The 19,867-nt window shown below is 64.2% G+C and carries 19 protein-coding genes; 2 read left to right on the forward strand and 17 right to left on the reverse strand.

Translation table 11 applies throughout. The annotated features are described in order from the left end of the window. Positions 1-25: 25 nt before the first annotated feature. From ispG to KZO83_RS07350, 9 genes are all read right to left on the reverse strand, one after another. A complete protein-coding gene (gene ispG, locus KZO83_RS07310; RefSeq protein ID WP_247620304.1) occupies positions 26-1,141 on the reverse strand; it encodes a flavodoxin-dependent (E)-4-hydroxy-3-methylbut-2-enyl-diphosphate synthase in 1,116 nt (371 codons plus the stop codon). Positions 1,142-1,148: 7 nt separating this feature from the next. Further along, entirely contained in the window at positions 1,149-2,228 is a 1,080-nt protein-coding gene (locus KZO83_RS07315; RefSeq protein ID WP_247620305.1) for a RodZ domain-containing protein, read from the reverse strand. Positions 2,229-2,269: 41 nt separating this feature from the next. Then, positions 2,270-3,010 (reverse strand): type IV pilus biogenesis/stability protein PilW, encoded by a 741-nt coding sequence (pilW, locus tag KZO83_RS07320; RefSeq protein WP_247620306.1) that lies wholly within the window; start codon positions 3,008-3,010, stop codon positions 2,270-2,272. Positions 3,011-3,114: 104 nt separating this feature from the next. Then, the gene (gene rlmN, locus KZO83_RS07325; RefSeq protein WP_247620307.1) at positions 3,115-4,239 is read right to left on the reverse strand and encodes a dual-specificity RNA methyltransferase RlmN; all 1,125 of its coding nucleotides are present in this window, start codon (positions 4,237-4,239) and stop codon (positions 3,115-3,117) included. Between the two features lie 60 nt (positions 4,240-4,299). Continuing rightward, positions 4,300-4,725, reverse strand: a complete 426-nt coding sequence (ndk, locus tag KZO83_RS07330; RefSeq protein WP_040242939.1) for a nucleoside-diphosphate kinase — start codon at positions 4,723-4,725, stop codon at positions 4,300-4,302. 156 nt (positions 4,726-4,881) lie between these two features. Then, the gene (locus KZO83_RS07335; protein ID WP_040242937.1) at positions 4,882-5,208 is read right to left on the reverse strand and encodes a HesB/IscA family protein; all 327 of its coding nucleotides are present in this window, start codon (positions 5,206-5,208) and stop codon (positions 4,882-4,884) included. 47 nt (positions 5,209-5,255) lie between these two features. Further along, a complete protein-coding gene (locus KZO83_RS07340) occupies positions 5,256-6,404 on the reverse strand; it encodes an aminotransferase class V-fold PLP-dependent enzyme (RefSeq protein ID WP_247620308.1) in 1,149 nt (382 codons plus the stop codon). A gap of 46 nt (positions 6,405-6,450) precedes the next feature. Beyond that, positions 6,451-6,933, reverse strand: coding sequence for a Fe-S cluster assembly transcriptional regulator IscR (gene iscR / locus KZO83_RS07345; RefSeq protein ID WP_178999640.1), 483 nt, complete (start codon positions 6,931-6,933; stop codon positions 6,451-6,453). A 113-nt stretch (positions 6,934-7,046) separates the two neighbouring features. After that, entirely contained in the window at positions 7,047-7,823 is a 777-nt protein-coding gene (locus KZO83_RS07350) for an RNA methyltransferase (RefSeq protein WP_247620309.1), read from the reverse strand. A 133-nt stretch (positions 7,824-7,956) separates the two neighbouring features. On the opposite strand from KZO83_RS07350, the gene KZO83_RS07355 reads away from it, so the two are divergent. Continuing rightward, on the forward strand, positions 7,957-8,751 hold the full coding sequence (locus KZO83_RS07355; RefSeq protein WP_246940041.1) for an inositol monophosphatase family protein: 795 nt from the start codon (positions 7,957-7,959) through the stop codon (positions 8,749-8,751). Positions 8,752-8,831: 80 nt separating this feature from the next. Here KZO83_RS07355 and KZO83_RS07360 read toward each other — a convergent pair whose 3' ends face one another. From KZO83_RS07360 to speB, 7 genes are all read right to left on the reverse strand, one after another. Beyond that, a complete protein-coding gene (locus tag KZO83_RS07360) occupies positions 8,832-10,280 on the reverse strand; it encodes an aldehyde dehydrogenase family protein (RefSeq protein WP_247620310.1) in 1,449 nt (482 codons plus the stop codon). Positions 10,281-10,290: 10 nt separating this feature from the next. Further along, the gene (locus KZO83_RS07365) at positions 10,291-11,034 is read right to left on the reverse strand and encodes an MBL fold metallo-hydrolase (protein ID WP_247620311.1); all 744 of its coding nucleotides are present in this window, start codon (positions 11,032-11,034) and stop codon (positions 10,291-10,293) included. Further along, on the reverse strand, positions 11,031-11,813 hold the full coding sequence (locus KZO83_RS07370; protein ID WP_247620670.1) for a carbon-nitrogen hydrolase family protein: 783 nt from the start codon (positions 11,811-11,813) through the stop codon (positions 11,031-11,033). The genes KZO83_RS07365 and KZO83_RS07370 overlap by 4 nt, the downstream gene beginning before the upstream one ends. A gap of 5 nt (positions 11,814-11,818) precedes the next feature. Next, positions 11,819-13,153 carry a purine-cytosine permease family protein gene (locus tag KZO83_RS07375; protein WP_247620312.1) on the reverse strand — a complete coding sequence of 445 codons (1,335 nt, stop codon included), beginning with the start codon at positions 13,151-13,153 and terminating at the stop codon, positions 11,819-11,821. Between the two features lie 68 nt (positions 13,154-13,221). After that, on the reverse strand, positions 13,222-14,844 hold the full coding sequence (locus KZO83_RS07380) for a 5-guanidino-2-oxopentanoate decarboxylase (RefSeq protein WP_247620313.1): 1,623 nt from the start codon (positions 14,842-14,844) through the stop codon (positions 13,222-13,224). A gap of 10 nt (positions 14,845-14,854) precedes the next feature. After that, complete coding sequence (locus tag KZO83_RS07385) at positions 14,855-16,249, reverse strand: YjiH family protein (RefSeq protein WP_247620314.1); 1,395 nt, start codon at positions 16,247-16,249, stop codon at positions 14,855-14,857. A 49-nt stretch (positions 16,250-16,298) separates the two neighbouring features. Further along, positions 16,299-17,261 carry an agmatinase gene (gene speB, locus KZO83_RS07390; RefSeq protein ID WP_247620315.1) on the reverse strand — a complete coding sequence of 321 codons (963 nt, stop codon included), beginning with the start codon at positions 17,259-17,261 and terminating at the stop codon, positions 16,299-16,301. Positions 17,262-17,455: 194 nt separating this feature from the next. Here speB and KZO83_RS07395 point away from each other — a divergent pair, with 194 nt between their 5' ends. Further along, the gene (locus KZO83_RS07395; RefSeq protein WP_178999610.1) at positions 17,456-18,871 is read left to right on the forward strand and encodes a sigma-54 interaction domain-containing protein; all 1,416 of its coding nucleotides are present in this window, start codon (positions 17,456-17,458) and stop codon (positions 18,869-18,871) included. A gap of 85 nt (positions 18,872-18,956) precedes the next feature. On the opposite strand, the gene secF is transcribed toward KZO83_RS07395, so the two are convergent. After that, entirely contained in the window at positions 18,957-19,865 is a 909-nt protein-coding gene (gene secF / locus KZO83_RS07400) for a protein translocase subunit SecF (protein WP_247620316.1), read from the reverse strand. Between the last annotated feature and the right edge of the window lie 2 nt (positions 19,866-19,867).

Raw genomic sequence — 19,867 nt, forward strand, 5'->3', positions numbered from 1 at the left:
CGGTACGGGGCGCGCGAGTGGCGCTTTATGCCTCGCGGGCGATGGTATCGCGTTCGCGGGCCTCTTTTTCGCGGACCTTATCGCGGATCAGCGCTTCCAGATCGTCGACCAAGTGGTCGTTGCGAAGCTTGCTGGCCGGCTTGCCGTCGATATACACGAGGTTGGCCGGGTCGCCGCCGGTGAGGCCGATATCGCTTTCCTTGGCCTCGCCGGGGCCATTGACCACGCAGCCGATGACCGATACGTCGAGGGGCGTCATGATGTCGTCGAGGCGTTCCTCGAGAGCGTTCATGGTGCCGATGACGTCGAAATTCTGACGCGAGCAACTCGGGCAGGCGATGAAGTTGATGCCCTTGCTGCGCAGGCGCAGGCTCTTGAGCATGTCATAGCCGACCTTGATTTCTTCGACGGGGTCGGCGGCCAACGAGACGCGAATGGTGTCGCCGATGCCTTCCATCAACAGCATGCCAAGCCCAATCGAGGACTTCACGGTCCCTGAACGTAAACCACCGGCCTCGGTGATACCGAGGTGCAGGGGCTGGTCGATGCGCTGGGCGAGCTGGCGATAGGCGGCCACTGCCATGAACACGTCCGATGCCTTGACGCTGACCTTGAAGTCCTGGAAATCGAGGCGATCGAGATGCTCGATATGCCGCATGGCGGATTCCACCAGCGCCTCCGGCGTCGGTTCGCCGTATTTCTTCTGCAGGTCCTTTTCCAGCGACCCAGCGTTGACGCCGATGCGGATGGGAATGCCGTGATGCCGCGCGGCATCGACCACTGCACGCACGCGGTCTTCGCGACCGATGTTGCCGGGGTTGATGCGCAGACAGTCGACGCCCAGTTCGGCCACGCGCAGGGCGATCTTGTAATCGAAGTGGATGTCGGCCACCAGCGGTACCGAGACCTGGCGCTTGATCTGGCCGAAGGCCTCGGCGGCGTCCATGGTGGGCACCGAGACACGCACGATGTCCGCGCCCGCCGCTTCGAGCTGACGAATCTGCGCGACGGTGGCATCGACATCCAGCGTGTCGGTATTGGTCATGCTTTGCACGGCGATGGGGGCGTCCCCACCGACGGGGACGTGCCCGACATGAATCTGGCGCGACTTACGCCGTTGGATCGGAGATTGCATATGCATGGGCGTATCACTCTCCCAAGGTGAAGCGGGCGACGTTGTTGCCGCCGGTATGCTGGCTCAGGTCGATATTCTCGTCCTGATAGCGGAGCTCGACGCCGGTGGCGTTGCCAATGGTCAGGCGAAACGGCGGCGTGCCTTCTAGCTGGGTATTGGTGCCGGGGTCTTGCAGCCCGGCCAGCAGGCGTTGGTCGTCGGCATCATAGATCTCGGTCCATGACTGTTCGTTGAAAGTCAGTGTCAGGCTGTTAGCGCTGGCCGCGTCGCTGGCGCCATCGCGGTCGTCGTCCTGCGTGGCGGATGCGGTATCCGACGAGGTGTCGCTGGCGGCGACATTCGTCCCCTGTGCATCGACATCGTCGCGGGTAGCGCCATCGTTCGAGAGGTCGTCAGCGCTCGCGTCGTCGCTGTCGACCAGGCCCAAACTGTCATCCTCTTCGGGTAGCGGCGGCAGGTTGTCCTGTTCGCTCGCGTCGCCTTGTGCGCCCGTACCTTCCTGCGAGGCGACACCGTCGCGTTGTGCCTCGTTGCTTGGGGAGGCACCCTCGTTGAGGGCAGCGTCGTCTGCCATGGCCGCATTTCCCGCACTGTTCCCGGTGGTGCTACCGCCATCCGCACTTTCCATGGCGGCGGGTTCATCGCCCAAGCCGAAGAACTCGTTACCCTCACGGCTTTGCCACCAGAGCAGCGTCAAGCCGATCAGGCCCACGATGATGATGAGCGTGACCAGCTTGAAGACCCAAGCGCCGATTCGTGAGGGCGGTTGCGAGCGATACGATGGGGGTGTGACTTTGCGGTCGAGGTCGTCACGGCCATGTAGGGCATCGTAGTCCTGCGCCACACGCGTGTCGTCGAGCCCTAGCAACTTGGCGTAGGCACGTAGATAACCCCGCCGATAGGTGGCGATGGGGACTTGATCGTAGCGGTCTTCTTCCAGGCCGGTGACCACGGCGGGCCGGAGGTTGAGCTGCTCGGCGACTTCTTCTAGCGACAGTCCTTGTCGCTCGCGCTCGCGCCTCAGCCGAGTGCCCGGAGGTTCGTGACCCTCGTTGGGAGCGGGAGAGATGTGTTGTTCGTGAGTGTCGCTCATACCAGAGCATCCTTCTCGAATTCGTGTGGTCGGATCATGCCTCAGGAATCGTCATGCTGCCGATGATAAAAGGCTGCGGCTTCCTCGTCGCCCCGTGCGCGAGCGATATCGCTCGCCAATTCGAGACTTTCCGGAGTCGCCTCGGCCAAGGTGAAGAAACGCTGCACGCGTTCCCAGGCACGTTCATCATGACCCTGCGTATGGTCGAGTCTCGCCAGCAAGAGCAGGCTTTGTGTATCGCGTGAGTCGGACGCGATGGCCTGTTCCAGCGGACGTCGCGCGGCATCGAGATCGCCTTGCTCGAACCGGCATCGGCCCAGATTGGCAAGCAATTGGGCGCGATTATTATACGTGGTGTCTTGTGCGGCTTGCTGTAGTTGCGTACAAGCGGCGTCCAGCTTGCCCTCATCGTACAGAAAAGCAGCATAGTTGTTGCGCGCGCGAGTATAATCGCCGTCGGCATCCAGCGCACGTTCGAAGTATTCTTCGGCGAGTGCCGGCTCATCCTGACGTTGATAGAGAAGTGCCATGCTTTCCAGCGCCCGTGGATCATCGGGACCCAGTTCCAAGGCGTGTTCCAATGCATCGCGGGCGCGCGTCAAGTTATCGCGTTTGAGATAGGCCAACCCCAGCTCGGTATATGCCGACACCGCTTGACCGTTGTCCGGCGACGCGTAGGGGGAGTTACTTTCGACCTGGACGGCGCAACCGCTCAATAGCCAGACGAGCGACATCGCGGCACTCAACGAGCGGATCGAAGGTGGACGATGGCGGCGCGTCATGGAGCCCTCTCGAAACAATGGCGTCAATCGATGCGATGAGACGGTATTCGTCGTCTTAAGGTGTCCCATCAAAGCGCCGCACCTCAATGAAGTCAAGGTGAGGCTCAATCGGCGTCGATCTGAATGGACTGAATGTAACGCTCATGACGCTTGGTGCGGTCCTTGACGCGTCCCACCAGTTGGCCACAGGCAGCATCGATATCATCGCCGCGTGTCATGCGGACGGGGGCGGTATGGCCCAACTCTTCGAGCCAGTGCTGAAAGCGCATGACCTGATTGCGTGAGGGCTTCTCGTAGCCCGAGTGCGGGAACGGGTTGAAGGGAATCAGGTTGATCTTGCACGGCAGGTCTCCGAGCAGCGTTGCCAGCTCCTGGGCGTGGCGCTGCTGATCGTTGACGTCCTTCATTAGCGTGTACTCGATGGTCAGCATGCGTGTGTCATCACACTTATCGAGATAGCGCCGGCAGGAGTCGAGCAGCGTGGCGATGTTGTACTTGCGATTCAGCGGGACCAGTTCGTTGCGCAGCTCGTCGTTGGCGGCATGCAGCGAAATCGCCAGACTCACGTCGAGCTCGTCGCCGAGCTTGTCGATCATCGGTACCACGCCGGAGGTGGAGAGCGTGACGCGGCGCTTGGAAAGGCCGTAACCGTTGTCGTCGAGCATCAGCTTCATGGCCGGCACGACGGCATTGTAGTTCATCAGCGGCTCGCCCATGCCCATCATCACCACGTTGGTGACCGGGCGGTTGGTATCACGTCGCGCGCCGAAGCTGTTGCTGGCCACCCACACCTGGCCGATAACCTCGGCGCTGGTGAGGTTGCGCTGAAAACCTTGCTTGCCGGTGGAGCAGAAACTGCAATCCAACGAGCAACCGACCTGAGACGACACGCAGAGCGTGCGGCGTTTGCCTCCCTCGGCGGGAATCAGCACGGTTTCCACGTAGCTGCCGTCTTCCACTTCGAGGACCCACTTGCGCGTGCCATCCTCCGAGGTGCCCTCGTAGACCACGCGTGGTCCACGTACTTCGGCGAGTTCCTCGAGGCGCGTGCGCAGTGCCTTCGAGAGATTGGTCATCGACTCGAAGTCGTCGCAGCCTTCGTGGTGAATCCACTTCATCACCTGGGCGGCGCGAAATTTCTTCTCGCCCAATGAGACGAAGAAGGTTTCCATCTCCTCGCGCGTAAGGCCGAGAAGGTTGGTACGGGGCGTGGCGGTATCGAGGGTCATGGTGGGTCGTACGCTCGGTGGATGGCGGTGCGAGGGCCTTGCGGCCCCCGCGGGAAGCGATCAGCGTGCGCAGATCTCTTCGTTGCCGAAGAAGTAAGCGATCTCGCGCTCGGCGGATTCCGGCGAGTCGGAGCCGTGCACGGCGTTGGCGTCGATGGACTGCGCGAAGTCGGCGCGGATGGTGCCGGCCTCGGCTTCCTTGGGATTGGTAGCGCCCATCAGATCACGATTGGCGGCGATGGCATTGTCGCCTTCCAGAACTTGCACGACCACCGGGCCGGACGTCATGAAGCCGACCAGATCGCCGAAGAAGGAACGTTCCTTGTGCTCAGCGTAGAAGCCTTCGGCCTGGGCCTGGGAAAGCTGAAGCATCTTGGCGGCGACGATCTTGAGGCCGGCCTTCTCGAAACGGCTTTCGATCTCGCCGATGACGTTCTTGGCGACGGCGTCGGGTTTGATGATGGACAGGGTGCGTTCGTTGGCCATGAGGTCAATGTCTCCGTGACTGAAATCGAGGGTCTTGATCGATACGTCAACGCGCCGCTCGAGGCGACGCGTTGCATGAAACTCGACGGATGTCGAAAAAAGCGCGCCATTGTAGCGTGTCGCCGGACGTGGCGCACGCCCGGCGGATGGACGCCGTTAGACGCTGAAGCTTTCCCCGCAGCCACATTGGTCGGTGGCGTTGGGGTTATTGAAGCGAAAGTAACGGTTAAGCCCTTCGCTGACGTAGTCCACCTCGGTGCCGTCGAGCATGGTCAAGGCCTCCTTATCGACGAGCACCTTGACGCCGTGATCCTCGAAGGGCACGTCGTTGGCGCCCACCTCGTCGGCGATATCCAGCACGTAGCTGTAGCCGGAGCAGCCGCTGGGCTTGACCGCTACGCGCAGGCCAAGGCCATTGCCGCGCTCGGCGAGCACATGCTGAATCTGTTCGGCAGCAGCGGAACTGATACTTATATTAGCCATGTTGACCTCCTTGCTGGGGTCGCGACGCGCAGTGCGGCGACCTCGAATCATTGGCGTAGGGCGCCGAGTGCATGTCTGAGCTCGGCGCTTGCGGTGTCGATGTCCGCCTCGGTAGTGAAGCGGCCGAAACTGAAGCGAATGGACGCCAAGGCGCGAATGCGATCGGTGCCGATGGCCTTCAAGACATAGGATGGCTCGACACTGGCTGAGTTGCACGCCGAGCCGGTCGATACCGCCAGCGCACGCAGCGCCATCAGCAGTGACTCGCCGTCGACGTCGTCGAACGCCAGATTGACGATCATGGGCACCGAGACGTCGAGCGTCGTATTGCAGTGCACGCCTTCGCACGCCGCGAGGCCGTCGAGAAAGCGCTGGCGCATGGCCAGGCCATGGGCGTGATCGGCTTCCTGCGCGTCGGCCGCCAGGGCGAAGGCTTCGCCCATGCCCGCGATCTGGTGCGTGGGCAGGGTGCCTGAGCGCATGCCGCGCTCGTGGCCGCCGCCGTGGATCAGCGCGTCAAGGCGAATGTCGGGGCTGCGGCGTACATAGAGCGCGCCCACGCCCTTGGGGCCGTAGGTCTTGTGCGCCGACATCGACATCAGGTCGATGCCCATGGCGTTGACATCCAGCGCGATCTTGCCGGTGGCCTGAGCGGCATCGACATGGAAGACCGCGCCGGCGGCATGGACGATCTCGGCGAGTGCGGCCAGATCATGAATGCTGCCCAGTTCGTTATTGACGGCCATCAGCGAGACCAGCACGGTATCCTCGCGCATGGCGTCGTTGAGCTGTGTGGGTGTCACGCGGCCATCCGCGCCGGGCGTCAACCAGGTGACGTCGAAACCTTCGGCCTCGAGCGCGATAGCGGTATCGACGACAGCCTTATGTTCGATACGCGAGGTGACCAGATGCCGACCGCGGGCCCGGTTGGCGCGCATGAAGCCGATCAACGCAAGGTTGTCGGCCTCGGTAGCGCCGCTGGTCCAGACGATTTCACGCGGATCGGCGGCGATCAGGTCGGCGACCTGGCGGCGTGCGCTTTCTACCGCTTGTTCGGCTAGCCAGCCGGGCATGTGGCTGCGCGAGGCGGGATTGGCGTAGACGCCATCGAGTGTCAGGTGACGCGCCATCACCTCCGCGACGCGTGGGTCGGCGGGGGTGGTGGCAGCATAGTCAAGATACACGGGTGAGGTCATGACGGCTCGTATCGATGATGGCGCTGACGCCTACTGCTCCGCACGGTCATTGCGGCGCAATGCTGATGGTATCGGTGCTGATCGTTTCCTGCGCGACGCGCTGCTGGCGGGCGGCGATATCGCGGACTTCCTGGCGTTCCACCAGCTCGGCGAGCGTGATGGCGTCGAGGAAGCCATGAATCTTGTCCGACAGATCGCACCACAGATGGTGCGTCAGGCAGGTATCGCCCTGCTGGCAGTCCGAGAGCCCCTGGCAGCGCGTCGCGTCTACGGACTCATCCACCGCGCCGATGACCGACGCCACCGAAATGGCGTTGGACGCATGCGCGAGCATGTAACCGCCGCCCGGGCCACGTACGCTATTGACCAGTTCGGCACGCTTGAGCCGCGCGAATAACTGTTCCAGATAGGACAGTGAGATCGCTTGGCGTTTGGAAATGTCGGCGAGACTGATGGGGCCGGCATCATCATGCAGCGCCAAATCCAGCATCGCGGTGACGGCATAGCGTCCCTTGGTCGTCAAGCGCATAAGTCGAGGTAATCGGGCGTCGGTGATGAAGCGATTGACCAGGCAGGACATGCAATCCATATGGACTGTTTGCCTGAAACGTGTCCGTATTATGGGAAAACCCAGTAACGCGGTCAACCATTCCCGTCGTGGCTCTCCTGGCGGGCCAACGCCCGGCTTTGCTTGTTCACGGCCCCGAGAATGCCGCGCAAGATATTCATTTCCATGCTGTCGATGTGGCTACGCATGAAGAGTCGGCGCAGGCGTGCCATCAACTGACGCGGGTTCTCGGGGTCGTGAAAGTCGACCTCGGTCAGCGTTCGCTCGAGGTGGGCGAAGAAGCGCTCCAGATCTTCATGACTGGCCGGCGGATTGTCCCATTCGACGCCGAAGGGTGTATCCGGGGCGTCGTCCGCGCCCAGTGCCGCCAGTCGACATTCATAGGCCAGCACCTGGACCGCGGCGGCCAGGTTGAGCGAGCTGAAGTCGGGATTGGTGGGGATGTGCACATGGGCATGGCAGCGCTGCAGCTCGCCGTTGGTCATGCCGCTGTCCTCGCGCCCAAAAACCAGCGCGGCCCGGGCGGTCTCGGGCGCGCACTCGCCGGGGAGGCGTTCGCCTAGCGCGCGCGGGGTGAGCATGGGCCAGGGCAGGTGGCGGACACGGGCACTGGCGCCGACCACGAAGGTGCAGTCGCTGACGGCTTCCTCAAGGGTGGCATGCACGCGGGCGTTGCTGACCAGCGCGTCGGCGCCGGAGGCACGCGCGTGGGATTCGGAGCCGTATACCTCGCAGCGTGGCGCGACGAGGACAAGATCGGCAAGGCCCATGTTATGCATGGCGCGGGCGGTGCCGCCGATGTTGCCGGGATGGCTGGTGCCGATGAGAACGATACGCAGTTTGTCGAGCATGATGATAGGGCGCGCGGCTGAGAAACGAACGGCGAGTCTATCATGGCTTGAGGCCGCGAAACTTCCCGTCGTGGGCGCCTTCTGCTAGGATGCGCGACGTTCTTTAACAGTTTCCGAGATTCAGGCCCGTATCATGCATCCCATGGTTCAATTCGCACTGCGCGCCGCGCGTAGTGCCGCCGAGCAGTTCGTGCGTGCTCGCGACCGCATCGAAGTCGCGCGTGGCGACCAGCAGCTCGATCAGCTGCTGGCAGATACCGCGCGTAACGCCGAAACGCTCATCGACTCGCAGTTTCGTCGCAGTTATCCCCAGCATGGCCTTTCCGGTCGCTATACGGCGCACCGTGACGGCGAAGGTGAAGGCGCCGATTTCCATTGGCGCATCGAGCCGTTCCACGGTTATTCCAACCTGGCCGTGGCGTCGCCCAACTTTGCCATTTCCGTGATCTGTCTGGTCAAGGGGAAGCCCGAGCATGCGGTGATTGTCTGCCCCTTCAGCGATGATGAGTATCTCGTCAGTCGTGGGCGTGGCGCGCAGCTCAATGGGCGCCGCATTCGTGTGCCCAATCACATCTCGGTCGAGGGCGCACGCATTGCCGCCGGTTTGCCGGAGCCCTGGCTGCGTTCGCGCCATCTCCCGACGTATTTGGCCTTGGTCCAAGCCCTCGGGCCGCAGGTCGAAAACTTCCTCAGCAGCGGTAGTGGCCTCCTGGATCTCGCGCAACTCGCTGCCGGCCGTGTCGATGCCGCCTTCGTGCTGGGACTCGAAGAGCAGGATCAACTGGTCGGTAGTCTCCTCCTCAAGGAGGCCGGAGCGCTGCTGGGTGGCCCGGACGGTAGCCCTACGGTCAGTATCGAACAGAATCTCATGGCCGCTACGCCGCGCCTTTACAAGACACTGGTACAGCAGCTCAAGCCGCGGATGTAAGTCCTTTGGACTGATCCGCACGAAATACCCCGCCGACATCGCGTTCGGCGGGGTATTTTTCGTTTTGCGGCTTGTATGGGTCAGCCCGACGGCCCGATCAGGTGCTTGACTTCCAGATAGGCGGCCAGCCCCCAGGGACCGAGCTCGCGGCCGATGCCGCTGCGTCCGAAGCCGCCCCAGCTGGCCTCGGGCATGACGATCTGCTCGCTGTTGTACCAGATGTTGCCGGCGCGCAATGCACGGCCGACCCGCTGAGCGCGTTGCGGATCGCCGCTGATGACCGTGGCGGCCAGGCCGAACGCGTTGTCGTTGGCCAGGGCGATGGCATCGTCATCGGAGGCGACGCTGCGTGCGCACAGCACCGGACCGAAGACCTCCTCGCACCACAGGCGGCTGTCGGTGGGCACGTCGCGATACAGCGTCGGGGCGATGAAATAGCCCTGCGACGGCAACTGGCGATGGCGGGCGTCGCGCACCGCATCCAGACCCTCGCGCTCGGCGACGGCCAGGTAGTCGCGGACGCGATCGCGCTGACGCTGGCTGGTCATCGGTCCCATGTCGGTGTTCTCGCCCAGCGGATCGCCCAGGCGTATGGCGTCGATGCGCGTGGCCAGTGCCTCGTACAGCGCGTCGGCCAGGGTCTCGTGCACGATCAGCCGCGAGGTCGCCGAGCAAATTTGCCCGCTGTTGAAATAGATGCCGGCCATGACCCAGTCGGCGGCCTGTTCGACCTCGGCATCCTCGAGTACCAGGATCGGCGACTTGCCGCCGAGTTCCAGCGACACGCCGCGGCTCCCCTCGGCGGCGGCCTGCATGACGCGCTCGCCCACGGCGTTGCTGCCGGTGAACGACAACTTGTCGATGCCGCGATGATGCGTCAGCGGTATGCCGATGCCGTCGCCATCGCCATGCAGCAGGTTGAGTACGCCCGGCGGCAACGCGATCTCCAGGGCGATCTCGGCGAGGGCCTGTTCCGGCAGCGGCGTGACCTCGGAGGGCTTGAAGACCACCGTGCAGCCCGCCGCCAGGGCCGGCGCGATCTTCCAGGCGCTGGTCACCAGCGGGAAGTTCCACGGCGTGATCAGGCCGATCACCCCGGCGGGATCTTCGTAGCAGTGGGCGTCGACGCCCTCGATGTCGTGGGTGATGCGGCGTCCCTGCCGTGCTTCCAGGTCGCCGGCCTGGCGTGCGTAGTAGCGGTAGCAGGCGATGGCATCGTCGAGGTCGATGCCGGCCTCGGCGAGCGCTTTGCCGTTGTTGGTCGCGGACAGCTCCATCAGGGCTTCGCGGCGTGCCGTCAGGGCGTCGGCCAGCGCAGTCAGATAGGCGCCGCGACGTTCGCCGCCCAGGGCATGCCATCCGGGCAGCGCACGGCGTGCCGCCTCGACGGCCGCCTCGACGTCGCGGGCATCGCCGGCCGTGACCTCGGCGATCTGGCGCTCATGATACGGGTCCATCACCGCCAGGCGTCGAGTGCCGTGACTCGCGATCCAGCGGTTATCGATGAATTGGTGGTCGAGTGCTTGCATGGTGGCTCCTTCAGAGGGCGTGGTCGCGCAGCCAGTCATCGATCATGGCGTGCAGGCGTGCCCCGGAAAAACTGGGAAAATGACCGCCGTGAACGACGCGCGCGGGCAATTCGCGCAGACGGCGCATGCTGGCGGCGTAATCGCGGGCGTTACTGTGATAGACATCCTCGATCAGTGGCCCGTCGTAGATGAGATCGCCCGAGATCAGGATGCCGCTGACGGCTTCCCAGAGCGCGATGCCGCCGGGGGAGTGCCCCGGCGTATGGATGACCTCGAAACGGCGGTCGCCGAGGTCGATGATCTCGCCGTCCTCGAGCGTGGCGATACGCGTCGGCGGGGCGATACGGTAGCGATGATGCTCGAAGGGGGCCGGCGGCAGGGCATCGAACATGGCGTCGTCGAGAAAGGCGTCGGCCAGGGTACGCGCGTTGTCCGGATCGGCCAGGATATCGGCCTCGGCGGCGTGCACATGGCAGCAGTCGAACTCATGCGCGCTACCGATGTGATCGAAGTGGGTGTGGCTCGCCACCGCGATCAGGTCACGCTCGCTGAGCAGCGGGACCTGCCGGCGCAGCGGCACGGCACCCAGGCCGAAGTCCACCAGCAAGTCTCTCTCGCGGCCCCGCACGTGCCAGATATTGCAGCGGTAGAACGGCTTGATGGCGGGCTCGTCGATCCGCGTGATCCCGTCATCGAGCGACGTGGTGCGATACCAGCTCGCGGCATCGCCTCGAGGAAGCGAGAAACGGCTCATGCGATTGTCTCCGTCATCGGCCTGAGGTCCTGGAGGTAGTCCTGATGGGCGCGGCTTGCGTCGATGCGGCTCAGGTCGATGTCGACCACCAGGCTGCCCGCCGCGTCACCGAGGCGCCCCAGGACCTCGCCATCCGGTCCCGCTATCAGGCTGTTGCCGCAATAATGCAGTTCGGCTTCCTCGCCGGCCCGGTTGATGCAGGCGACGAAGCACTGGTTGTCGAGGGCCCGGGCCCGGATCTGCAGCGCCTGGCGTTCGGCATTGGGCACCATGTTGGCGGTGGGCGAGAGGATGACCTGAGCCCCTTGAGTGGCGAGCGCCCTGGCCACCTCGGGAAACTCGTTGTCATAGCAGATCATCAGCCCGAGGCGGCCGAGGCGCGTATCCACCACGCAGCAGTCCTCGCCGGCGGCGAAGAAGGCATGTTCGCGATCCCACAGCTGGCGCTTGTGGTAGGTGGCGATACGCTCGCCCCGGTCGTCGATCAGCACGGCGGAATTGGTCAGGCGCCCGTCGGCTTGCCGCTCGGCTAGGCCGAAGAGCAGGAACAGTTCGTGCTCGGCGGCGAGCTCGGCGGCCCGCTGGGCGATCGGGCCGCCCACCGGCTCGGCGAGTTCCTCCAGTCGCTCGAAGATGTTGTAGCCGCTCAAGGCGAGCTCGGGGAGGACCAGCAGGTCCGCACCGGCCGCCACCGCCTGCTGGCACTGGCGCGCAAGAGACGCCAGGTTGGCGGCCACGTCGCCGCACACGGGGTCGGTTTGCGCCAGCATCAGTCTCATCGGTGTCACTCTCCTGCGGTCTGTGAAGCGTTCGCGCGGGACTTGGTCAACAGCATGGCGCCGAGCCAGTAGAGGCCGCCGGTGATGACGAAGACCGGCAGCGAGGCGCCGAAGGCCAGCGGCGCGACCAGCGACCAGTAGGCGGCCAGCCCGGCGCCGATCACGTAGGCGCCGATGGCCACCGGCGCGGTGGGGCGTCCCAGCTGGTGACGCGCCTTGAGCAGTTCGGGGCTGTAACCCTCGCGACCGACCAGGTAGTAATCGACGATGATCACCGAGAAGGCCGGGATGAACAGCGCGCCTATCAATAGCAGAAAGTTCTGGAACTGGTCCAGGATGCCGGGAATCAGGGCGCCGAAGACGGTCACGACCCCGATGATCAGCGCTGGCTTCCAGAAGGCCATGCCGGGCGACACGTTCATGCAGGACAGGGTGGCGCTGTAGACGGCCATGACATTGGTGGTCATCACGGAGAAGAAGATAACCAGGGCCGCGGGCAGGCCGAAGCCGAAACCGGAGAGCAGCCGGGTCGGATCGTAGGTCTGCTGCATACCGTTGAGGACCGACAGCCCGGAAACGGCGGCGCCCAGGCCCATGGCGATCATGGCGGCCATCACGTAGCCAAGGTAGGTGCCCCAGACGGCGATGGCGCCGCTCTTGCAGTTGCGATTGTAATCCGCCGAGGACGAGATCCAGGAGAAGGCGGTGGCGATGACGATGTCGAAGGCGATGCCCAGGGTGATGCCGTTACGCGCCTCCACCGGCATGTCCAGCAGGGTCGAGACATCGTAGTGGAGGTTCAACTGGTAGAGCACCACGGCGGCCAGCGCCACCATGGCCATCGCCGCCCAGCGTTCGACCCGCTCGATGCCCAGGTGACCACGCAGCACGATGAGGACCACCACGGTCTCGCAGAGGATGGTCATCAAGGGCAGGTTGGAGTAACCGGTGGTCGCCTGGATGGCGTAGTCGAGACTCATGCCGGCGAGCAGGGCCTGGATCCAGCTCCAGGCGATCAGTACCCCCATGTTGACCAGCGAGATCAGCCGGCTGCCGAGCGGGCCATACGCGCGCCGGGTCAACGCCATGGAGGGCAGGCCGGTGCGCTGGCCCATCAGCCCGACCAGCAGGAGCGGGATGGCGCCGATCAACGAGCCGATCAGCACGCTGCCCATGGCGGTCGTGAAGGGCAGGTCGGGCACCAGGAGCATGCCGGTGAGGATGGTGGTGACCACGACGTTGGCGCCGAGCCACAGGGCGACAGTGCCGAACGCCCCAAGGCTCTTGTGCTGGTGGTCGTCGAGGGTGTCCTGACCGAGCAGACGGTGGAAAAAAGCCATGGTGTTGTCCTTGTAGTGTTATGGAAAACCGTTGTTCCCGAGACGGCTCTCGGGACGCGGTTGGCGCCTCAGTCGAGTGCCGCCTGCCAGCGTTCGGCGTCGATCTCGATCAACGTCGGCGAGGTGCGCGAGACCTTGCTGAGCGCGAGATCCAGCGCGATGGGCGACTCGACCCGATGCGAGGCGAGACCGAACCCGTCGGCCAGGCACTGGAAGTCGGGCGGCGTGGGGTCGACGCCGACGCCATGCGCATCCATGTAGCGGCGGATTTCCTCATAGCCGCTGTTGTTCCAGAGCACCACGACGACCGGTAGGCCTTCATCGACGGCCGTGGCCAGCTCGCTCAGGGTGAACATCGCGCCGCCGTCGCCGACCAGAGCCACGACCGGCGTGCCGGGAGCGGCGAGCTGGGCGCCCAGCGCCGCCGGCAAGCCGTATCCCAGGGTTCCGTAACCGGTCGAGGCGTTGAAGTAACGCCGCGGCGCCGCGCGCTCGACGAGGTGATTGCCGGCATAGACCGGCGCCGTGGAGTCGCCGACGAGAATGGCCTCCGGCAGCGCCTTGTCGAGGGCCGTGTAAAGCGGCACGAAAGGCGCCATGTCCGGGCGTTGCGGCAGGGCCAGCGCCTCGTGCACGGCGCGCACGCGGGCCGCCCCCTGGCGCGCGAGCGGCGCGGGGAAATGCGCCGTCAGTGCCTCCAGCGCGGCCTGGGCGTCGCTGACCAGCCCCAGGGCCGTCGCCTGGTTGCGCACCAGTTGCTCGGCCTCCAGGTCGATGCGGATGAGGCGACCGGTCAAGGTGAAGTCGTCGTCGAATACCACGTCGTAATCGGTTTCGCCGAGCTCCGTGCCCACGGCGAGGATGACGTCGGCATCGCGTGCCAGGGCGCGGACCTCGGGCCAGGTGGCGTTGGCGCCCAGGTCGAGGGGATGCCCGCGCCCGAGCACGCCCTTGGCATTGATCGTGGTCACGGCCGGCGCGTCGAGATGCTCGACCAGGGTGCGTGCCGCTTTTGATGCCTCCGCGCAGCCCCCGCCCAGCAGCACTAGTGGCGCCTGCGCCTGGCGCAGCCATTCGGCCGCCAGGGCGATGCCTTCGGGATGCGCGCCGGCACGGTACAGTCGTGTCCGCGAGGCGGTGTCGGGGAGGTCGATGGGGGCCTCGAAGAGATCGATGGGGATCTCGATGTGCACCGGCCCGGGTCGCGTCGACTGGAACACCGCGAAGGCGCGGGCGAGCACCTCCGGCAAGGCGCTCGGGTCGAGCAGGGTGTGGCTGAAACGGCTGACGCCCGCCAGCACGTTCTGCTGGCTGGGCAGCTCGTGCAGGCGACCCTGGCCGCGTCCCAGGGTGTCGCGGCGATTGACGCTGGAAATCACCAGCATGGGCACCGAGTCGGCGAGCGCCTGACCCATGGCGGTGGCGATATTGGTCATGCCCGGCCCGGTGATGATGAAGCACACCCCGGGCTTGCCGCTGGCGCGGGCGTAGCCGTCCGCCATGAAGCCCGCGCCCTGCTCGTGGCGCGGCGTGACATGACGCAGGCCGCCCGCCTCCAGGCCACGATAGAGCGGCACGGTATGCACGCCGGGGATCCCGAAGACGGTGTCTACGGCGTAGCGGTCACGCAGCAGCCGGACCAGAGCCTCGGCGCAGCTGATCTGGGTAGAGGCGGATGTCTCGTGTGTCATGGAGCGCTCCTTAAGCGACCAGCCAGTGGCCCATCACGACGATGATCGGCAGGGTGATGGCGGTGCGCAGCAAGAAGATGACCACCAGCTCCCAGAGCTTGAGCGGGATCTTGGACTTGAGCAGCAAGGCGCCGATTTCCGACATGTAGATCAACTGCGTCAGCGACAGGCAGGCGATCACGAAGCGAGTCAGTTCGCTCTCGATGTCGCTGGCCAGCACGGCGGGCAGGAACATGTCGGCGAAGCCCACCAGGGTCGCGGGAGCGGCCGCGGTGGCCTCGGGGATTCGCATCCACTCGAGCACCGGCACCATGGGATATGACAGCCAGGTGAACAGCGGTGTGAACTCGGCCAGGATCAGGGCCACGGTCCCGATGGCGATGACCAGAGGCAGCAGGCCGAAGAAGATGTCGGCCACGTTCAGTAGGGCATGCCGCAACAACTGACGCGGTCCCGGTGCCTTGTCGGCGCGGTCGACCGCCATGCCCAGACTGTAGCGGAACAGGCCCTTGGTGCCGGTGCGTTCCTCGGCGAGTCGGCAACCCACCGGCTCGTAGTAGGTGTCCGGCTTGCGCGAGAGTGGTGGCAGGCGTGGCACGATCACCGCCGCCACCAACCCCGCCACGACCACGGTCAGGTAAAACGGCACGAAGAGGTGGTTGATGCCGATGAAGTTGGTCACCAGCAGCGCGAAGGCAATCGAGACGATGGAGAAGTTGGTGGCGATGGCCGAAGCCTCGCGTCGATTGTAGTAGCCCTGTTCGTATTGCTGCGTGGTGATCAGCACACCCACGGTGCCTGAGCCCATCCACGAAGCGGTGGCGTCGATGGCGCTGCGTCCTGGCAGACCGAAAATCTTGCGGAATGGCGTGCGGACTAGGCTGCCGATGAACTCCATGAAGCCGAAGTCGACCAGAAAAGGCAGCAGAATGGCGGCGAAGAAGAAGAACGTCAGCAGCACGGGGGCCAGGTCGTTGAGCATTACCCCGCCGGTGAACGAAGCGGTGACGAACTCGGGACCGATCTGGAAATAGGTCATGACCGCGAAGGCGGCGCCCAGCAGGCGCATTGCCATCCATAGCGGTTCGACGTTGAACAGTTCACCCCAGGCATTCTCGCGGGCCCAGCGGGGGTTGGCGCATTTGACGAGTAGGGTCAGCACTGCCGAAGCGCATAGTACGGCGACGGCAATGGCGGGCAGGGCGTCGCCGAGCAGTGCCTTGAGGCCATCGGCGAGCAGGCCCATGCCGATATTGATGGTGTCGCCCGTCGAGAAGGGCACCAGAAACATACCGATGCCGATCAGCGAGGGGATGAGAAACTTGAAAAGCCCGCGCGGCGTCAGACGCGCGTTGTCGGGAGTTCCACCGCTAGGTGCGGTTGAATCGAGGGATGATGCAGACATAGGTGTCACCACTTGTTGTTGTATGGCCCCCGGTATCGGGGGCATGGGCTTAGCGGCGCTTGACGCCGGGCAGCACGCAGAGCATTTCATAGAGCAACGTGGCGCCCATCAGCGCGGTGTTGCCGCTGGTGTCGTAGGGCGGTGCGACTTCGACCAGGTCGCCGCCGACCATGTTGAGGCCCTGGATGCCGCGCACGATCTCGAGCCCTTGCGGCATGGTCAGGCCGGCGGCCTCGACGGTGCCGGTGCCGGGCGCCACCGATGGGTCGAGCCCGTCGATATCGAAGGACACGTACACCGGGCCATCGCCCATCTGCTCGCGGACTTCGGCCATCAGGGGTTCCAGCGACTTATGCCAGCATTGCTCGGCGGTCACGACGCGGAAGCCTTGCTCACGGCACCAGTCGAAGTCGTCGGCGGCGTAGCCGGTGCCCCGCAGGCCGATCTGCACCACGCGCTGGCTGTCCAGTAGGCCTTCTTCCTGGGCGCGGCGGAACGGGCAGCCGTGGGCGACTTCCTCGCCGAACATGTGCTCGTTGACGTCGGCGTGGGCGTCGATGTGGATCAGGCCGACGGGGCCGTGCTTGCGAGCCATGGCGCGCAGGATCGGCCAGGTCAGGGTGTGGTCGCCGCCGAGGGTCAGCGGTACGGCGTCGTGCGAGAGCAGTTCGTGGTAGAAGTTCTCGATGATGCCGATGCTTTTCTTGAGATCGAAGGTGTTGATCGGGACATCGCCGATATCGGCGACCTGCAGGCTGTCGAATGGGGCCGCCCGAGTGGCCATGTTGTAGGGACGCAGCATGCGCGATTCATCGCGAATCTGGCGCGGTCCGAGGCGGGTGCCGGGACGGTTCGAGGTGCCGATGTCCATGGGGATGCCCACGAAGGCGGCGTCGAGTCCCTGGGCGCTTTCCTGCGTCGGTAGGCGCATCATGCTGGCGGGACCGCCGAAGCGTGGCATGTCGTTGCCACCTAGCGGTTGGTTGAAACGCGGGGTGTCGTGCTCGCTCATGCATCTCTCCTGGCAGTCAGCGCGGTTTTTTGTGGCACTTGCCTGTACTCCAGTATGAAGTAGCACGAAACATGCCAAGTCTCGCTAACGAAAAATCAATGGGTTAGCACGAAAGGTGATGCAAAAATGTATTGTTATCGTGCCTTGAGTGATTCACTATCGAATTACGATGCAATACTGAATCGAGAGGTGACATGCCCGACCACGATATCGAGGCCCAGACTCTAAAGGCGCTGGTGCACACCGGGCACGATCATGTCTTCATCGTCGATGTCGATGGCCAGGTGCTGGATGTCAGCCCGGGAAGTGCCGCCGTCTACGGCATGAGCCGTGAGGCGCTGTGTGCGACCACGGTGTACGAGCTGGAGGCGCGTGGCGTGCTATCGCCCTCGGTCTCGCTCGAGGTGATCCGCACCGGTCAGCCGGCGCAGGTCATGCAGCGCACCGGCACGGGACGCCAGGTCATCGCCGAGGCATACCCGGTGTATTCATCCGGGCGCTTAGTGCGCGTCATCAGTCGCTCCATGGACATGACCGACCTGCGGTTGCTGCAGGACGAATATGCATTGCTCCAGCGGCGCTTCAACGAACACCTCAAGCGTGGTGGCGCTCCGGCATCGGGAGACGCGTTAGAGCTGGAGTCGCTGGAGGTCCGCAGCCAGGTCATGCATGAGGTAGCGCAGCTCATCAAACGGGTGGCGCCGACCGATGCCACGGTACTGATGCTCGGCGAGTCGGGGGTTGGCAAGACAGCCTTCGCGCGCCAGCTCCATCGTTGGAGCCAGCGGTGCGATGGCGCCTTCGTGGACGTCAATTGCGCGGCGATCCCCGAGTCGCTGTTCGAATCCGAGATGTTTGGCTATCAACCCGGCGCGTTCAGCGGTGCTGCGCGCATGGGCAAGGCCGGGCTCCTGGAGCAGGCCCACAAGGGCACGCTATTTCTCGACGAGATCGGCGAGTTGCCCCTGGCCATGCAAAGCAAACTGCTGAAGGTGATCCAGGACGGTTACCTGACACGGCTGGGGGATACGCGCTCGCGGCGAGTGGATTTTCGCCTGGTGGTCGCCACCAACCAGGACTTGGCGCAACGCGTGGAGGAGGGGCGTTTTCGCCTCGACCTCTACTATCGGCTCAATGTGATCCCCGTCACGCTGCCGCCCTTGCGCGAGCGTCGCGAAGATATTCCCGGCCTGGCGGAACGCCAGCTCGCTCGGCTCAACGAGCGCTATGGCATGGATAAGGTGCTGCATCCTCGCGTGTGGCCGGAGTTGATGGGGGGCGACTGGCTGGGAAACGTTCGCGAGCTGGAAAACTGGCTCGAACGCGCCTGGTTATCGGCCGAGGGCGGTGTCATCGGCGCGCCAATGGAAGAACGTGACGTGGCGCCAGCACGCGTGAGCACATCGACACGCGTCGCTAGTCCGCTGGCGACGCTAGAAGAAGGGCGCTCCCTACGCGAGACACTGGAGACCGTCGAGGCCGAGATCCTTGGCGAGTTGGCGATGCGGGTGTCGAGTACCTACGCCATGGCCGAGCGCCTGGGTATCAGCCAGCCTAGCGTGGTGCGCAAGCTGCGCCGTCATGGGCTGAAGATCGTCCCGCGCGACTAGCCTCTAGCGCAAAAAAGTCCACCCAACGCAATACGCCTCCCCGGAGGGAGGCGTATCGGATACTGAACGGCTAGGCCGACGAGTTCTAAGGCAGTTCTTCTTCCTCGTCGTTTTCCTTCTTCGATGGAATCAGGTCCTGGCGCTGCAGTTTGATGGCCAGCAGCAACGCGGCGGCCACGTATACCGACGAGAAGGTCCCCGCCACGACGCCGAGTATCAAGGCGATCGAGAAGTTGTGGATCATGTCCCCACCGAGGAAGAACAGGGCCAGAAGTACCAGCAATGTCGTTCCCGATGTCGCCATGGTGCGCGCCAGGGTCTGGTTGATCGACTCGTTGAATATCTGCGCCATGTCGTCGATTTGCGACTTGCGTATATTCTCGCGTATTCGGTCGTAGACGATGATGGTGTCGTTGAGCGAGTAACCGATCACCGCCAATATGGCGGCCAGCACCGTCAAATCGAAATCCAGCCCGAACAGCGCGAAGATGCCGAGTATGATCACCACGTCATGGCCGAGAGAGATCAAGGCGCCGAGCGCGAACTTGTACTGGAAGCGGAACGCCACGTACACCATGACCACCGCCAGGGCCAGCAGCATGCCCATGCCGCTCTGATCGCGTAGCTGATCACCGACCTGCGCGCCAACGAACTCGGCGCGAACCAGGTCGACCGGATTCGCCTCGCTGTCCAGAATACCCACGACGCGTTGCCCGACATCATTGTCGAATGTCTGCTGCAGGCGCACGAGGATGTCATTGGAGGTGCCGAAGGTTTGCACCTGGGCATCCTCGAAGCCTTGGTCGCCCAACTGGCTGCGTAGGTCGTCGAGGGCTGGGGCCTGCTCATAGCGGACTTCCACCAACGTGCCGCCAGTGAAGTCCAAGCCCAGGTTGAGGCCTTTGAGCGCCAGGGCACCGATCGCAACGACCGCGAGCAGCACGGAAACGGCGAAGGCTATGCGGCGTTTGCCCATGAAGTCTAACTGTCGCATCG

Origin of the sequence: Chromohalobacter moromii (assembly GCF_023091865.1) — a bacterium.
Lineage (GTDB): Bacteria > Pseudomonadota > Gammaproteobacteria > Pseudomonadales > Halomonadaceae > Chromohalobacter > Chromohalobacter moromii.

Bases quoted from the DNA above. Each gene is read 5' to 3' on its own strand.
- ispG (WP_247620304.1), bottom strand. From the start codon at position 1,141: ATGCATATGCAATCTCCGATCCAACGGCGTAAGTCGCGCCAGATTCAT.
- KZO83_RS07315 (WP_247620305.1), bottom strand. From the start codon at position 2,228: ATGAGCGACACTCACGAACAACACATCTCTCCCGCTCCCAACGAGGGT.
- pilW (WP_247620306.1), bottom strand. From the start codon at position 3,010: ATGACGCGCCGCCATCGTCCACCTTCGATCCGCTCGTTGAGTGCCGCG.
- rlmN (WP_247620307.1), bottom strand. From the start codon at position 4,239: ATGACCCTCGATACCGCCACGCCCCGTACCAACCTTCTCGGCCTTACG.
- ndk (WP_040242939.1), bottom strand. From the start codon at position 4,725: ATGGCCAACGAACGCACCCTGTCCATCATCAAACCCGACGCCGTCGCC.
- KZO83_RS07335 (WP_040242937.1), bottom strand. From the start codon at position 5,208: ATGGCTAATATAAGTATCAGTTCCGCTGCTGCCGAACAGATTCAGCAT.
- KZO83_RS07340 (WP_247620308.1), bottom strand. From the start codon at position 6,404: ATGACCTCACCCGTGTATCTTGACTATGCTGCCACCACCCCCGCCGAC.
- iscR (WP_178999640.1), bottom strand. From the start codon at position 6,933: ATGCGCTTGACGACCAAGGGACGCTATGCCGTCACCGCGATGCTGGAT.
- KZO83_RS07350 (WP_247620309.1), bottom strand. From the start codon at position 7,823: ATGCTCGACAAACTGCGTATCGTTCTCATCGGCACCAGCCATCCCGGC.
- KZO83_RS07355 (WP_246940041.1), top strand. From the start codon at position 7,957: ATGCATCCCATGGTTCAATTCGCACTGCGCGCCGCGCGTAGTGCCGCC.
- KZO83_RS07360 (WP_247620310.1), bottom strand. From the start codon at position 10,280: ATGCAAGCACTCGACCACCAATTCATCGATAACCGCTGGATCGCGAGT.
- KZO83_RS07365 (WP_247620311.1), bottom strand. From the start codon at position 11,034: ATGAGCCGTTTCTCGCTTCCTCGAGGCGATGCCGCGAGCTGGTATCGC.
- KZO83_RS07370 (WP_247620670.1), bottom strand. From the start codon at position 11,813: ATGAGACTGATGCTGGCGCAAACCGACCCCGTGTGCGGCGACGTGGCC.
- KZO83_RS07375 (WP_247620312.1), bottom strand. From the start codon at position 13,153: ATGGCTTTTTTCCACCGTCTGCTCGGTCAGGACACCCTCGACGACCAC.
- KZO83_RS07380 (WP_247620313.1), bottom strand. From the start codon at position 14,844: ATGACACACGAGACATCCGCCTCTACCCAGATCAGCTGCGCCGAGGCT.
- KZO83_RS07385 (WP_247620314.1), bottom strand. From the start codon at position 16,249: ATGTCTGCATCATCCCTCGATTCAACCGCACCTAGCGGTGGAACTCCC.
- speB (WP_247620315.1), bottom strand. From the start codon at position 17,261: ATGAGCGAGCACGACACCCCGCGTTTCAACCAACCGCTAGGTGGCAAC.
- KZO83_RS07395 (WP_178999610.1), top strand. From the start codon at position 17,456: ATGCCCGACCACGATATCGAGGCCCAGACTCTAAAGGCGCTGGTGCAC.
- secF (WP_247620316.1), bottom strand. From the start codon at position 19,865: ATGCGACAGTTAGACTTCATGGGCAAACGCCGCATAGCCTTCGCCGTT.